Consider the following 14980-nt stretch of genomic DNA (forward strand, 5'->3'; position numbering starts at 1 on the left):
TATCGAAGTATTGCCGGAATTGTCAAGCTATCTTCTATTCTGTTTCTTCAAGCATATCGGCAAATAAACCATAAACAAACGCGTGAGCATTAAATTCTTGAAGATCATCTATTTTTTCACCAAGACCTACATACTTCACAGGAATATTGAGTTCTTTACGGATCGCTAACACAATTCCACCCTTTGCAGTACCATCCAATTTTGTTAGAACAATCCCGGAGACATTCGTTGCCTCCGAGAATGTCTTCGCTTGGTTAAGCGCGTTCTGACCTGTTGTGGCATCAAGAACGAGGAGTACTTCATGGGGCGCATTCGGCACTTCTCGCTCGATCACACGCTTCACTTTAGAAAGCTCATTCATTAGGTTAACCTTGTTTTGCAGCCTACCAGCTGTATCACATATTAGCACATCTGCATTTTTAGCCTTCGCTGATTTTATGCCATCAAAGATAACAGCTGCAGGATCACTTCCTGCCCCTTGCTTAATGACATCTACGCCTGCTCGTTCTCCCCATACTTCCAGTTGTTCAATCGCTCCTGCACGAAACGTATCCCCTGCAGCTAGAACAACCTTTTTGCCTTGTGACTTTAACTGATTCGCAAGTTTGCCGATGGAAGTGGTCTTTCCAGCCCCGTTCACACCAACGACCAAAATAACAGAAAGATCTTCTTTATCTAGTTTTAAGCCCTCAATCTTTTCGTCATCATCACCGTAATAAATTTCGACAAGCTTTTCAGAGATGACTTCCTTAATATCCTTTGTATCTTTAATGTTTTGTCGCTTTACTTCCATTTTAAGTTCTTCCACCAGATCCATAACAGTGGTTACACCTACGTCAGCAGAAATAAGAACCTCCTCAAGCTCCTCAAAAAAGTCCTCATCTACTTTTCGATAACGTGCAATTAAATCATTAATTTTCCCGGAAAAGGTTTGGCGTGATTTTTTCATTCCCTCTTTATATTTCGTAGAGACTTCTTCTGCGTTCTCGTCTTGTTTAAAACGGTTTTTAAATTTATCCATAAAACCCATGATTGTAACCCCCTTATGATTTAACTAATGCTTTCGTATCTTCAAGCCGGACAGAAACCAGTCTAGAGACGCCTGATTCCTGCATGGTAACACCATACAACACATCAGCTTCCTCCATTGTACCCTGTCGATGTGTAATCACGATAAATTGCGTGTTCTTACTGTAATGATTTACGTATTTCGCGAAACGAGCGACGTTTGCTTCATCCAAGGCTGCCTCTACTTCATCCAATACACAGAAAGGAACAGGACGCACCCTTAGAATAGCAAATAATAAAGCAATAGCAGTTAATGCCCTTTCACCACCAGATAATAAACCAAGGTGTTGGAGTTTCTTACCAGGTGGTTGCGCGATAATGTCCACCCCTGTATCTAACAGATTTTTTGGATCTGTTAGCTTCAATTCAGCATTGCCTCCACCGAATAGCTGGCGGAACACCTCGGTAAACTCTGCTTTAATTTTGGAAAACGTATCGTCAAAGCGCTTTTTCATCTCCTCATCCATTTCAGCAATAACTGCATACAGTGTTTGCTTAGCTTCCACAAGGTCTGCTTGCTGATCTGTTAGAAAGGAATAGCGCTCTGAAATTCGTTCATACTCTTCAATCGCTCCAAGGTTTACCGTGCCCAATCGGTCAATTTCCTGTTTTAATTGCTGTACATTTGCTTTGGCTGCTTCCATATCCTCTGCCTGCTCATAGGATGCCTGCGCTTTTTCGAATGTAATGGTATATTCTGTCTGTAAATGAGAAAGGCGATTTTCTAAATCAACATCAACTCGGTTAACTTTCACTTCCTGTTCATTTATCCGCTTTACTTGCTCTTGATGTGCATAATTCTCTTCTTTCAGCTCTTTATCCTTTTCCTGCAGTAATTGTGTACGTTTTTGACGTGCAGAACGCTCTGTTTGTATATCGGCTGTGAGATTTTGTTTTTCTTTGCTTTTTCGATCAATTGTGGTTTCAATCTCTTGTTCACTTTCCTCTGACAGCTCGTATTCCAATAATTCATTTAGTTCGCCAGCATAACGGTCATACTGCTGCTTTGCTTCAGATAATTGCTTTTCAACACTGTCTGACTTCTCCCGCTGATTTTTCAATCGCTCTTCCTGCTCAGCTAACAGCACTTGTTTTTCATGAAGCTCTTGTTGCATCTCCCCATGATTCTCTTTCATAATAGCTTCTTTGCTTGATAGCTGATCGATTTCCGACTGTATGTTTTCTAATGCGTTCTTTATCTGTGTCAATTCCTCTGTTAGCTTTTCTTCTCGTTCCTGGAAATGTTCTGTATCCTCATTAAACTGTTGTTTGTCTTGATCATAAATCGTTAAGTTTTCATCAAGCGTTTCTTTTTTTAATTGCAATTCACGTAACTGAGCATGTGTCTCCTGCAATTGTCTCTGCTTTTTGGATAACTCCTCTTCTTTACTAGGAAGTTTCTTTTCAAGCTTAGCAACGTTTGCTTTTTGTTCTGCAACCTGCTTTTCAAATGCAATGGTTTTCTCCTGGAAAGCAGTTAGTTTTTCTGTCATTTCTTGTAAATCTTGTTCCCGGGAGAAAAGGGATTGGTTCGTCTTCTTCTGTGCACCACCTGACATGGAACCCCCTGGGTTTACCACATCACCTTCCAACGTCACAATACGGTACCTACGCATAACCTGTTGCGCAATGTCATTTGCATCTTTTAACGTGTTCGCTATAATAACGTGACCCATCAAGTGGTTGACAGCACGTTGATATGCAGGCTCTGTAGAAACAAGCTGTGAAGCTACTCCAATAAAGCCAGGATGATTCTCAATTTTTGTTAACAGATCCTTTGAAACAAAGCGCTCTTGAATGGACTCCATTGGAAGAAAAGTAGCACGTCCATTATTTGTTTGTTTGAGCCAGGAGATTGCTCTGCGGGCAGCTTGGTCATGCTGGACCACAATATGTTGTGATTGCCCTCCCAATACTGTTTCCATTGCTGTAATATATTTCTTAGGCACATCAACAAGCTCTATTACCGCACCGTGAATATCTTGTAGCTGTTTCTCTTCGCGCGCTTTCAAAACTGCTTTTACGCCTTGGAAAAAGCCTTGGAAATCTTCCTTCATTTCCTCAAGCATTTCTTTTTTTGATTTCAATTTTTCAATATACTGATACCCTTGATAAAGCTTTGTCTGCTGTTCTTGAAACGTGTTTCTAGCATTTCGTAGCTCTGTCTTAATCGATTCGATTTCCGTTTTATGATCTTTGACGTCTTTTTCCTGTTTTTGATAATCGACTTCAAATACTTCTAGACTGCCAAGCAGTGCTTGCCGTGATTTAACAAGGTCTTGAAATTTCCCATCCTGCTTATCCTTTTTGCCGTTCATTTGTTGCATCTGTTGGGCAATGGACTGTTTTTCATTTCGTTTTGCTGCTTGCTTGTTAAGGTACTCGATGTATTCTGATTTTAAATCCTCAATTTTTTCTGCTATGTCCTCTTGGTTTGTTGTTAAATCCTTTTCTAACTGTTTAACACGTTTCAGCGTTTCTTTTCTTAATTCCTGAAGCTCATGTAAACTTTTTCGTTCTACAACCAATTGATCATGCAATGTTCCAACACGGGTAGAGGACTCTTGTTTTTGTACTTCGAGTTTTTCTTTATTCTCAGAAAAATGCTTCGATCTTTCAGAAAGCAGCTGCTTTTTCCCTTCATTCTTCTCAAGCTCTTCTGTAGCAGAAAGAAGCTGGGCTTGCATTTTTTCAATCTTGTTGTCCAACCGGTTTATTGCCTGTTGTTCTTCCTCCATTGCAGCCTCTTTTTGCTGAATGTTTCGTTTCATTTCTGACTCGATACGTTTGTCTTTTTCTACGTCATCTAGCAGATTTTGCCACTCATTATGCAAGTTTTCAATTTCGGTAATTAGATAGGCAATTTCTTCTTGTTTTAACTTTTCCTTTAAACTCACATATTTTTCTGCCTTATCAGCCTGAGCCTTTAATGGGTTTACTTGTTGCTCTATTTCATGAATAATATCTTCTACACGATTAAGATTCTCCTGCGTTTCAGCCAGTTTGTATTCTGCTTTTTTCTTTCTTTGCTTGTACTTGAGTACACCTGCAGCCTCTTCGAAGATAGTACGTCTTTCTTCAGCCTTAGAGCTCAATATTTCTTCGACTTTCCCCTGGCTAATGATAGAAAAGGCTTCCCTACCAAGCCCTGAATCCATAAACAGATCAACAATATCCTTTAACCTACAGGCTTGTTTGTTCATGTAAAATTCACTATCCCCTGATCGGTAAACCCTTCTTGTAACACTTACTTCCTCATAATCAACCGGCAATGCTTGATCCTGATTATCAAGCACAAGGGTTACCTCTGCAACGTTCAATGCCTTTCTAGAATCACTACCTTGAAAAATAATATCTTCCATTTTAGATCCGCGCAGTGATTTAGCTGATTGTTCGCCCAGTACCCAGCGAATCGCATCTGTTATATTACTTTTCCCGCTGCCGTTTGGCCCTACTACTGCCGTAACTCCTGGAACAAAGTCCACTGAGATTCGTTCAGCAAATGACTTAAAGCCAACACTCTCCAGCCTTTTTAAATACATATACATTCTCCTATTTGAAAAACCGCGTAAAAGGTAAATGGGAAGGTTTTTAGAGACTGATATTAATATAATCTGTCTAGCATTTACCAGTTTTAAAGTCAAACTCCATATCCTCTATGCTTTTAATAGCATTGCCTTTTTACCTACCGGCTTTTCGTCCTCTTTATTGAACACGTACATTTATATAAAACACCATTACGTTACGTATTAGAAATTCATCATTGCTTTCTGTTGTCAATCGATTTTTAGGCTACTATAAATTCCCTTTATAGTGCCAGCTACCAGAATAGCGAAAGCGTCTTTTATATGCTTGTCATGTTATTATGTAGTTTTTTACCGCATTTATTTTACCACAATCATAGCATACTGACATGTTTAGAAGGAAAAAAAGGATAATGTTCGAATGTTCATTCATAGGATAATCGCAATCTTTGTACTTCAACGTGTTCAATTATGTTATGATAAAAAGAAAATGAGATAACTAATTATACGGGGTGTTGTTATGAATTTAGAAAATCCAAACAAAGAAAATATGTCTTTCATTCTAGAACAATTAGGAGAACGGCTTGATGTAGTTAACCGAGCAATTTTGGATCCGGAAGATTATGATTTGAATAAATACGATGACCTGAAACTGATGTATGAAATTGTTGTCCAAAAAGGGCGTCTAAGTGCATCAGAGGCACAGGCATTTATTGAAGAATTACGTTCCGTAAGAAAAAACTAATAAACCAGATAAAGGCTGTGAGCAAATAAATCTCACAGCCTTTTCAAATTGGATGAAAGTGCAAAGGATGCGCTTCCTGGAACGGCCTTTGCTTTACTAATACTATGGTTGATATTTGTCTAGGGCAGCCTTTGCTGCTCTTTGCTCGGCTTCTTTCTTTGTTCTTCCCTTACCTGTTCCTGTAACCTTCTCACTTATCTGTACTTCGGCTAAAAACTCCCTGTCATGGGAAGGCCCTGTTTCATCAATAATCCTATACGTAATCGTTTGATGTTTATATTGTTGTACAAGCTCTTGTAATTGGCTCTTATAATCCATCGCATGCGAAAAAGCACCTGTAGTGATTTTCGGAAAGACGTGACGTTCCAAAAAGGCTAATGCCTCTGAATAACCTTTATCCAAATAAAGTGCTCCCAGAAATGCTTCAAAAACGTCTGCCAGTAAGGCCGGCCGTTCTCTTCCACCAGTTTGTTCTTCCCCTTTGCCAAGACGAATGAACTTACCAAAATCTAAATCCCTCGCAAAATTTACTAAGGATGGCTCACAAACAATTGCTGCTCGGAGCTTTGTCATTTCTCCTTCTGGCATTTCTTCATTTTCCTTAAAAAGATACTGTGATACACCAAGTTCAAGTACAGCATCTCCCAAAAATTCCAAACGTTCGTTATCCACAACCGTTTCATTACGATGCTCATTCACATAAGATGAATGTGTAAAGGCTTGTTTAATCAGCTCATGATTGTCAAACCGTATAGCTAATTCTTTTTCTAATTGCGCGATTTCCATTCATTTTCACCCCCTAAGTTTGTTGTTATATACGAAAGTCCCGCTAAAACGCGAGACTTTCAATTTTTTTATATTTTTTAGGTTTGTGGGACTATAAACTGTTTATGTAGTTTACAGCGTCACCCACTGTATTAATTTTTTCAGCTTCTTCGTCAGCGATTTCCATATCGAATTCGTCTTCCAGTTCCATAACTAATTCCACTACATCTAAAGAATCCGCCTCTAGGTCATCTTTAAATGAAGCTTCCATCGTTACTTTTGACTCGTCAACGTCTAAACGATCTACGATAATAGCTTTTACACGATCAAACACGTCTGCCATTCTCTCTTCACCTCCTTTCAAAGAAAGTCACTTGATTTATTACATAACCATTCCTCCGTCAATATGAATGGTCTGCCCAGTAATATAAGAAGCATCTTCTGAAGCAAGGAATCGAACAACTTTGGCCACTTCTTCAGGCTTCCCTAATTTTCCTAGTGGAATCATGTCTAGCATTCCTGCTTGCTGTTCTTCGGTCAATGCATCTGTCATATCAGTTGATATGAACCCTGGAGCTACCGCGTTAACACGAATATTACGTGAAGCAAGTTCCTTAGCGGTTGTTTTGGTTAAGCCAATCACGCCTGCTTTTGCAGCTACATAGTTAGCTTGTCCAGGATTACCACTTACTCCAACAATGGATGAAACATTAATGATTTGGCCAGATTTTTGTTTCATCATCTGACGTGTTACCGCCTTAGTACAAATAAATACGCCTTTAAGATTTGTGTTAATAACCTGATCAAATTCTTCTTCTTTCATACGCATCAATAAATTATCTCTGGTTACACCAGCATTGTTGACAAGGATATCTAAGGTGCCAAACTCACCGATAACCTCTTTAACCATTTCTTTAACACATGTTTCATTTGCTACATCTGCTTGTACCTTAATAGCATTACGGCCTATTGCTTTAATCTCTTCAACGACTTCCTGAGCTTTTGCTTCGTTACCAGAAAAATTAACGGCAACATTCGCTCCTTGTCTTGCCAGTTCCAAAGCTATTTCCCGTCCAATACCACGCGAAGCCCCGGTTACTAAGGCATTTTTCCCTTGTAACATTATGCTTCCTCCTTATACCACGAAATAAATTCATGAAGGGATGCTGTATCTTGTACAGCAAATGTCTTAACGCTTTTATCTATTTTTTTCACAAGACCACTTAGCACCTTACCATTTCCTACTTCAACAAATGCATCTACGCCTTCATTAAGCATATGGCGAATAGATTCTTCAAAGCGAACTGGTGAATATAATTGTTCAATTAATAATTCTCTAATCTTCCCACTTTCGGTTACAGGAGCGGCAGAGACATTTGCGTATACAGGGATAGAAGCATCGTTGATCTTCACTTCATCCAAGTACTTAGAAAATGCTTCACTTGCTGGTTGCATTAATGTGGAATGGAATGGCCCACTCACATTAAGAGGAAGCACCCGTTTAGCACCATGCTCTTTTAAAAGAGACGTAGCTAGCTCTACACCTGCCTGTGAGCCTGAGATAACCACTTGCCCTGGACAATTCAGATTAGCGATATTAACTGTTTCATCTTCCACTTTGGCAAGCGTTGTAGCAATTGCCTCTTCGTCAAGACCTAAAACCGCCGCCATGGTACCTTGTCCTTTAGGAAAGGCTTCTTCCATTAACCTACCTCTAGTAGCTACTAACGGCAATGCTTCTTCAATAGATAAAGCGCCCGCAGCAACTAATGCGCTATATTCGCCTAAACTGTGTCCAACAGTCATTACGGGCTGGATTTCTTCTTTAAGCAATAACGAGTGCAAAGCAATACTTGATAGAAGGAGGGCAGGCTGTGCGTTCTCTGTTTCAGTTAGTTCATCTTTTGGTCCCTCAAACATTAATTTGGACAGATTTTTATTCAGTACTTGATCAGCTTCCTGGTACAACTGTTGCACATCGGAAAACTCATCAAAGATATCTTTTCCCATTCCAACAGCCTGTGACCCTTGTCCCGGGAACATAAATGCTACTTTTTTCATACGTTATCCTCCTTATCTATTTCCATTGCTTCAATTGTTTCTTTTATCGTGTCTGTCACATTAAATTCCACCATATGGCACGCTTGCTTTATCGCATTAAATATTGCTCTGCTATTGGATGAACCATGTGCTTTAATAACAGGTGCACCAAGTCCAAACAATCCAGCTCCACCATATTCTGAGTAATCAAGTTGATTTTTCAGTTCAGTTAAATCCTTTTTCATTACACCGGCTGCAAGTTTTGTTTTGAACGATCCCATAAACACTTGCTTGAGCATAGAAAACATTGATTCAGCAGTTCCTTCGATCGTCTTTAAAGCAACATTCCCACTAAATCCATCCGTAACAACAACATCAGCTACCCCTGACAATAAATCACGCGCCTCTACATTGCCAACAAAGTTAATTGGTGCTTCCTTCATGAGAGAAAAAGCTCGTTTTGTCAGATCGTTTCCCTTGCCGTCCTCTGTGCCAACATTAAGCAAACCAATCTTTGGTTCAGCAATCCCTCTAACTTTCTGTGCATATACAGAGCCCATTATGGCGTATTGTAAAAGATGTGAAGGCTTCGCATCAACATTCGCCCCTACATCTAAAAGCAAAAATCCTTTTCCATCAAGTGTTGGAAGCGTTGGACTTAATGCTGGTCGTTCAATCCCCGGGATTCTACCAATGACAAATAAACCTGCACTCATTAAGGCACCAGTATTGCCCGCAGAGATACACGCATCTGCTTGGTTTTGTTTTACTGCTTTCGCCATTACCACTAAAGAAGCATCTTTTTTCTTACGTACTGCCCTTACTGGTTCATCATCGCTTGTTATAACTTCGGTTGTATGTACAACATCAATATTTTCGTTCGCAGATAAATATTGGTTAATTTTTGCTTTATCACCATATAACGTGATATGCAAATTGTCAATTTCAGAAACTGCTTTGATAGCACCACGTACGATTTCTTCTGGTGCGTGATCTCCACCCATTGCATCAATTGCTAATCTCATCATCTTGTTCTCCTTTGTGTCCACTAGTTTGGTACATATGGAATACACCTGTAAAAACCAGTTCGTTTTCTACAAAGCTGTTAACGTGAACAATTGACTTGCCACTATCATCTTTACCTTCTACCGTAGCCTTGGCTATCACCCGTTCTCCCTGTTTGACCTGACGAATGAATTTAAGCTCAGTTTTAACAGTTAGGGCAAGTTCATCATTGATAACGGCAACAGCAAGTGAATTAGCTTGGGCAAACAAATGATGTCCGCGCGCTATTTTATTTCTTGAAAATACAAGATCACTGCTAATATCCAAAATAGAGATAGCCCGCTGATCTAGTTCAAGGTCAATAACTTCACCAATGACTTCCTCTAGCGGTAGAGCTTTTACCGTTTCATTCCACTGATCCGTCGCAACCGACTTTATACGCTGGCGCAGTTCTGGAATCGATAACTCCAATCTATCCAGCCTAATTGTTTGGATACTAACAGAAAATTTCCTTGAAAGCTCTTCATCTGTGATAAAAGGTGTTTGTTCAATTGTTTCTTTCAGCATCCGCTGGCGTTCTGTTTTCGTTCTTCGCATTGATACACCGTCCACATCGAATTAATTACGTAGAAACTACATATTAAGACTTGGTCCTAATAGTAATATATAATACCTTGTGCATTTATGCAAGGATCTAATCTAATTTATCCGTGAGTGCAGCGTCCTTTTCCAGTATACTTTTCAGTGCAGAAAAAGCAGGATTTGTATCCAACATTCCTTGCTCGATAATTTCCTGAGCGTCATTTCGGGCAGTTTCTAAAGCACGGTAGTCATGGACCATATCAGCAACTTTAAATTCCGGCATCCCACTTTGTTTCCTACCAAAGAAATCTCCTGGCCCTCTTAATTTCAAGTCCTCTTCCGATAGCTCAAATCCATTCGTAGTTTCTGTCATAATACGCATACGTTCTTTTCCTACCTCACCCTTTGGATCAGCAATTAATATACAATAACTTTGCTTATCTCCCCGACCGACTCTACCACGCAACTGGTGTAATTGGGAAAGCCCAAAACGTTCCGCATCATAAATTACCATAATGGTTGCATTTGGAACATTTACACCTACCTCAACAACTGTTGTGGAGACAAGAATTTGGATTTCATTTCTTGAAAACTGTTGCATGACGTCATCCTTTTCATCTGTATGTAGGCGTCCGTGCATCAAACCTACCTTTACCTCAGGAGGATAAAATGCTTCCAGTTGTTGATGTAATTCTACAGCGTTTTGGATGTCTAGCTTGTCCGACTCTTCAATTAGCGGACAAATGACATAAGCTTGCTCTCCTGCTGCTACTTGTTTTTCAATAAAACGAAGTACTCTGTCTAACGTATTTTCTTTCGTCCAATAAGTCTCAATTTCTTTTCTTCCGACAGGCATTTCATCGATAACGGATACATCCATATCACCAAATGCCGTGATAGCAAGTGTACGAGGGATCGGTGTTGCCGTCATAAACAACACATCAGGGTAAAGGCCCTTTTCTCTTAACATCCGTCGTTGAGCTACTCCAAATCGGTGCTGTTCGTCAACTATGACAAAACCTAGGTTGTGATAGGTGACCTCTTCCTGAATAAGAGCGTGCGTGCCGATCACAATATCCACTTTTTTCTCTGTAATAGCCTGCAATACTTCTTTTCGCTTTTTCCCTTTTACAGAACCAGTTAATAAGGTGATGTTTGCACGTTCCCCAAACAATTGACATAAAGACTGATAATGCTGCTCTGCTAAAATTTCTGTTGGTACCATTAAAGCGCCTTGCTTTCCTGCTGTAATGGATGCCAGTAAGCAGATGGCGGCAACAGCCGTTTTACCTGAACCTACATCTCCTTGCAGCATACGACTCATTCGATATGGCGAACGCATATCGTTTAAGATTTGCCCCAATGCCTTCTGTTGTGCATTTGTTAACGGAAATGGAAACGAGTCAATAAAATCTTCAACCTGTTGTTTGTCATATTGCTGAGCATTGCCATCCGTTGCTTCCCTTTTCCATTTTCGTAAAAGTTGCATTTTAAGTTGAAAGAGTAGAAATTCTTCGTATATAAACCTCCTACGCGCATGTTTAAGAGCCAACCTATTGGCCGGAAAATGCATGGAGGTAACAGCCTGTTTTCTATCCGGAAGCTTATACGCGTTTAAATAGTTTTCTGGCAATATTTCGTCCAACTGATCTCCGTAGGCTTCTAGTGCTGTTTTCACTGTTTTTTTCAAGCGAAATGGCGTAATATCACCCTTCACAGCGTAAACCGGTTGAATTTCTGCTTGTGAAGCTGCCGGTCCTTTTTTATATTGACTTACGGTTATTTGTAGGCGATGGGCATCCCATTTTCCCACCAAGGTAACCGTATCTCCTGCATTAATCTGTTTTTTGGCAAAGGCACGATTAAACATGACCGCTTTCACAGCTATATTTTCTACCTCTAGTGTAAAGGATAAACGCGATTTCTTTTTCCCAAAGAAAGAGAGGGAAGGATCATGTACTACCCTTCCCTCAATCGTTACCTTGTCATCATGTACCAGTTCAGCAAGCGGCTTAACTTCAAACACATCAAAACGGTATGGAAAATAATACATCAAATCCTCAATTGTTTTTATATCGAGAGATGCCAGTGACTCGGCATACTTCTCACCAACACCTTTTAAAGCTTCTATAGATTCATTCAGCATATGACTAACACTTCCTATACAGACATACCAAATATTTTTTCTTTTAATAACCGTCCAGTCGGCGTATCCGCTAACCCGCCTTCCCCTGTTTCTCTTAAACTAGAAGGCATTTGCTTTCCAATTCGGTACATGGCGCCTATTACTTCATCACACGGAATACGACTTGTTACACCGGCTAAGGCCATATCCGCTGAGACAATTGCTAAGGATGAGCCTGCTGCATTACGTTTAACACAAGGAACCTCAACCAAACCTGCAACCGGATCACAAACCAAGCCCAGCATATTTTTCAGTGTCATTGCAAAAGCATCTGAAGACTGCTGCGGAGTACCGCCAGCCATTTCAACTATAGCTGCTGCTGCCATCGCACCGGCTGATCCTACCTCTGCTTGGCAGCCTCCTGCAGCCCCTGAAATAAAAGCGTTATTTGCAACAACAAAGCCAAATGCTCCCGCTGTAAATAGAAAGCGAATCATTTGTTCGCGAGTTGGGTTTAACTGCTCTTTCACAGCAAAAAGCGCGCCTGGCACACAACCCGCACTACCCGCAGTAGGAGTAGCGCAAATTGTACCCATGGCTGCATTTACTTCATTTGTGCCCATCGCTTTACTTACTGCATCAAGCATTAAATTTCCTGAAAGCGGATTTTTTTCTTTCATATACTTTTGAATTAAAACCGCATCCCCGCCTGTAAGGCCAGTAACCGACTGAACTCCTTGCAACGCATCCTCGATCGCCTTTTCCATTACCTGAAGATTTCTTTCCATTTCCTCATATATTTCTTCACGGGATTTATTTTTCACGTCCATTTCCTGTCTTATCATGACTTCGGACAATTGAATTTCTTCCGTTTCAGCTATCTCCACTAATTCCTTTACTGTTCGAAACACGTGGATCCCTCCTTCTCGACAGACCTAGCTGTCAATTTTTGCTATTCTTACTATATGGTCAGCGCTTTCTAATTCCTTCAGAACAGCATCCCCCACATTTTGATCTACTTCAATTACCATCAACGCTTCTTTTCCAACATCTTTACGGTTAACTTCCATATGTCCAATATTTATTTCGTATTTAGCTAATATCCTTGTAACAGAGGCTATGGCACCAAAGCGATCATTATGCATAATCAAGATAGCTGGATGATTTCCTGATAGCCTCAGATCAAAACCATTTAGCTCCGTAATCTCCACTTTACCGCCACCAATTGATATACCGACAAGCTCAAGTGATCCAGATGCATTCCCAATAATTAATCTAGCTGTATTGGGATGACTCACTGCAGCGCTATCTTCGATGAATTCAACAGTTATATTGCGTTCCTTCGCTGTTTCTAGTGATTTACTAATCCTTTTATCGTCGGCTTCATAGCCAAGTAACCCGCCTACAAGCGCAAAGTCTGTGCCATGACCCTTATAGGTCTTGGCAAAAGACTCATAGAGATGTATTTTTGCCCATGTTGGCTCTTGACCAAATAGATTTCGTGCAGCTTTCCCAATGCGAGCTGCACCTGCTGTATGTGAACTTGACGGCCCAATCATCACCGGACCAATAATATCAAAGACTGAATTATATTTCATTATCTCACCGCCATTTTAACGTATAGGTTATCGTTCTATTGTAAATTATAACAAAAAAGTGTAGAATAATCATTTGTGGATTACAGGCAAAGTACGACAGAGTAATTAGTTGAAGGGAACTTCAGCAGTACTCATCTTCCTTGCCATAATCGGGTGGGAGAGGGATGTAAGTACGATGAGGAGATATCATGGCTTTTTCGAATGAAAGACCAGATAAAAAAGAGAAACTTAGTCTTCGTACAGAAATTGTTGCTGGGTTAATTGGATATTTAACCACCGTATATATTGTTGTAGTAAATGGCTCCATTCTAAGCGAGGCTGGAGTTTCTCTGGAAGCTGGTATGATTGCCACTATTCTCGTTAGTTTTTTAGGTACCATGTTAATGGGAGTGTATGCAGGTGTTCCTTTGATCCTGATACCAGGCATGGGTATTAATGCTTTATTTGCCTACTCCATTGTCGAAGGAACCAACCTTACATTTGAAGAAGGACTAGCAGTTGTGCTTGTTGCTGGCTTTTTATTTTTGCTAACTGCTTTCAGCCGACTGGGAATACTTCTCAAAGAAGCGATACCAGATTCATTAAAGCATGGCATCACTGTTGGGCTTGGTTTTTTCTTAATTCTAATTGGCTTAGAGAAAAGTGGACTTGTGGTCAATGGTCAAAACACTATTCTAGCGTTTGGCGATTTCACCTCACCAACATTTCTTGTTAGTTTGCTTACGTTATTTCTGGCTATTTTTCTTTTCGTCAGAAATGTACCTGCAAACTTTCTTGTAACTATGATTGCTGGCACTATCCTCGCTTCACTTTTTGGAGTCTTGGAAAATGGAAGCAATGCGCTTCATGTGGATCCGAAAGAAGTTATTTTCTTACCATCCTTTTCAGCAATCGGGGATTTGAGTTTCTGGCTGGCAGTTTTTCCTTTAGCGATCATTCTCATATTTGAAAATATGGGATTACTAAACGGGCAGCTACAAATGCTTGATAAGGAAAAAGCATACGACAAAGCATACAAGGCAACAGCTTTCTCTACGGTAGCTTCTGCTTTTCTAGGGACTTCACCAACAGTTTCGGCTGCTGAAAATGCAGCTGTCATTGCTTCAAAGGGAAGAGCTGGAATAGCAGCAATAACAGCAGGTCTGTTGTTTTTGGCAACATTGTTCTTAATTCCTTTTATTACAATGATACCAAATTCTGCTTTAAGTCCGATTTTAATTATTGTCGGTTTTCTAATGGTACAAAACATTCGACACATACGTGTAAGTGATTTGTCAGAAAGCCTTCCGGCACTGCTTATTGTAGCGATGATTCCATTCTCCTACAGTATAGCAGATGGTATGGCTTTTGGTTTTATCGCATATCCTATTGTAAAAATAGCGACTGGCAAACCAAAAGAACTTTCGATTCCTTTAATAATTATAGCAGCTCTATTCCTATTTGACTTCGTCATGAAGATTATGGGAATATAAAGATATAAATAAGATGTTTTTTATAGCTGTGGCTTATTATAATTAAAATTGTGATA

13 protein-coding genes are annotated in these 14980 nt (G+C 40.0%); 2 read left to right on the forward strand and 11 right to left on the reverse strand.

The genetic code is table 11. From position 1 onward, the window contains the following. Window positions 1–34 precede the first annotated feature (34 nt). Both ftsY and smc read right to left on the reverse strand, forming a co-directional pair. Window positions 35–1030 carry a signal recognition particle-docking protein FtsY gene (gene ftsY, locus K3T81_RS08195; protein ID WP_106896630.1) on the reverse strand — a complete coding sequence of 332 codons (996 nt, stop codon included), beginning with the start codon at window positions 1028–1030 and terminating at the stop codon, window positions 35–37. 13 nt (window positions 1031–1043) lie between these two features. Further along, window positions 1044–4610: a chromosome segregation protein SMC gene (gene smc / locus K3T81_RS08200; protein WP_238019295.1), complete on the reverse strand. Its 3567-nt coding sequence runs from the start codon at window positions 4608–4610 to the stop codon at window positions 1044–1046. Between the two features lie 502 nt (window positions 4611–5112). Between smc and K3T81_RS08205 the strand changes: the two genes are divergently transcribed. After that, a complete protein-coding gene (locus tag K3T81_RS08205; RefSeq protein ID WP_106896628.1) occupies window positions 5113–5337 on the forward strand; it encodes a DUF1128 domain-containing protein in 225 nt (74 codons plus the stop codon). A gap of 102 nt (window positions 5338–5439) precedes the next feature. Here K3T81_RS08205 and rnc read toward each other — a convergent pair whose 3' ends face one another. The 9 genes from rnc to sdaAB all read right to left on the reverse strand — a co-directional run bounded on the left by rnc (window position 5440) and on the right by sdaAB (window position 13452). Continuing rightward, window positions 5440–6123, reverse strand: coding sequence for a ribonuclease III (gene rnc / locus K3T81_RS08210; RefSeq protein ID WP_106896627.1), 684 nt, complete (start codon window positions 6121–6123; stop codon window positions 5440–5442). A 91-nt stretch (window positions 6124–6214) separates the two neighbouring features. Further along, entirely contained in the window at window positions 6215–6445 is a 231-nt protein-coding gene (gene acpP / locus K3T81_RS08215) for an acyl carrier protein (RefSeq protein ID WP_036573112.1), read from the reverse strand. A gap of 39 nt (window positions 6446–6484) precedes the next feature. Continuing rightward, entirely contained in the window at window positions 6485–7225 is a 741-nt protein-coding gene (gene fabG / locus K3T81_RS08220) for a 3-oxoacyl-[acyl-carrier-protein] reductase (protein ID WP_238019297.1), read from the reverse strand. Next, window positions 7225–8163, reverse strand: coding sequence for an ACP S-malonyltransferase (gene fabD, locus K3T81_RS08225; protein WP_106896625.1), 939 nt, complete (start codon window positions 8161–8163; stop codon window positions 7225–7227). The genes fabG and fabD overlap by 1 nt, the downstream gene beginning before the upstream one ends. After that, the gene (gene plsX / locus K3T81_RS08230) at window positions 8160–9167 is read right to left on the reverse strand and encodes a phosphate acyltransferase PlsX (RefSeq protein WP_238019345.1); all 1008 of its coding nucleotides are present in this window, start codon (window positions 9165–9167) and stop codon (window positions 8160–8162) included. The genes fabD and plsX overlap by 4 nt, the downstream gene beginning before the upstream one ends. Beyond that, window positions 9151–9744: a transcription factor FapR gene (fapR, locus tag K3T81_RS08235; RefSeq protein ID WP_106896623.1), complete on the reverse strand. Its 594-nt coding sequence runs from the start codon at window positions 9742–9744 to the stop codon at window positions 9151–9153. The genes plsX and fapR overlap by 17 nt, the downstream gene beginning before the upstream one ends. Window positions 9745–9841: 97 nt before the next feature. Beyond that, window positions 9842–11875 (reverse strand): ATP-dependent DNA helicase RecG, encoded by a 2034-nt coding sequence (gene recG / locus K3T81_RS08240; protein ID WP_238019299.1) that lies wholly within the window; start codon window positions 11873–11875, stop codon window positions 9842–9844. Between the two features lie 14 nt (window positions 11876–11889). Beyond that, on the reverse strand, window positions 11890–12765 hold the full coding sequence (sdaAA, locus tag K3T81_RS08245; RefSeq protein WP_106896621.1) for an L-serine ammonia-lyase, iron-sulfur-dependent, subunit alpha: 876 nt from the start codon (window positions 12763–12765) through the stop codon (window positions 11890–11892). A gap of 24 nt (window positions 12766–12789) precedes the next feature. Beyond that, window positions 12790–13452 carry an L-serine ammonia-lyase, iron-sulfur-dependent subunit beta gene (gene sdaAB / locus K3T81_RS08250; protein WP_238019301.1) on the reverse strand — a complete coding sequence of 221 codons (663 nt, stop codon included), beginning with the start codon at window positions 13450–13452 and terminating at the stop codon, window positions 12790–12792. Between the two features lie 188 nt (window positions 13453–13640). Between sdaAB and K3T81_RS08255 the strand changes: the two genes are divergently transcribed. Beyond that, complete coding sequence (locus K3T81_RS08255) at window positions 13641–14924, forward strand: NCS2 family permease (RefSeq protein WP_238019303.1); 1284 nt, start codon at window positions 13641–13643, stop codon at window positions 14922–14924. Window positions 14925–14980 lie beyond the last annotated feature (56 nt).

Origin of the sequence: Oceanobacillus jordanicus (assembly GCF_022095695.1) — a bacterium.
Classification (GTDB): domain Bacteria; phylum Bacillota; class Bacilli; order Bacillales; family Amphibacillaceae; genus Oceanobacillus_B; species Oceanobacillus_B jordanicus.

Coding starts and splice junctions, on each gene's coding strand:
- recG (WP_238019299.1), bottom strand. CDS start 11,875: ATGCTGAATGAATCTATAGAAGCTTTAAAAGGTGTTGGTGAGAAGTAT.
- acpP (WP_036573112.1), bottom strand. CDS start 6,445: ATGGCAGACGTGTTTGATCGTGTAAAAGCTATTATCGTAGATCGTTTA.
- K3T81_RS08205 (WP_106896628.1), top strand. CDS start 5,113: ATGAATTTAGAAAATCCAAACAAAGAAAATATGTCTTTCATTCTAGAA.
- fabD (WP_106896625.1), bottom strand. CDS start 8,163: ATGAAAAAAGTAGCATTTATGTTCCCGGGACAAGGGTCACAGGCTGTT.
- fapR (WP_106896623.1), bottom strand. CDS start 9,744: ATGCGAAGAACGAAAACAGAACGCCAGCGGATGCTGAAAGAAACAATT.
- fabG (WP_238019297.1), bottom strand. CDS start 7,225: ATGTTACAAGGGAAAAATGCCTTAGTAACCGGGGCTTCGCGTGGTATT.
- rnc (WP_106896627.1), bottom strand. CDS start 6,123: ATGGAAATCGCGCAATTAGAAAAAGAATTAGCTATACGGTTTGACAAT.
- smc (WP_238019295.1), bottom strand. CDS start 4,610: ATGTATTTAAAAAGGCTGGAGAGTGTTGGCTTTAAGTCATTTGCTGAA.
- K3T81_RS08255 (WP_238019303.1), top strand. CDS start 13,641: ATGGCTTTTTCGAATGAAAGACCAGATAAAAAAGAGAAACTTAGTCTT.
- ftsY (WP_106896630.1), bottom strand. CDS start 1,030: ATGGGTTTTATGGATAAATTTAAAAACCGTTTTAAACAAGACGAGAAC.
- sdaAB (WP_238019301.1), bottom strand. CDS start 13,452: ATGAAATATAATTCAGTCTTTGATATTATTGGTCCGGTGATGATTGGG.
- plsX (WP_238019345.1), bottom strand. CDS start 9,167: ATGAGATTAGCAATTGATGCAATGGGTGGAGATCACGCACCAGAAGAA.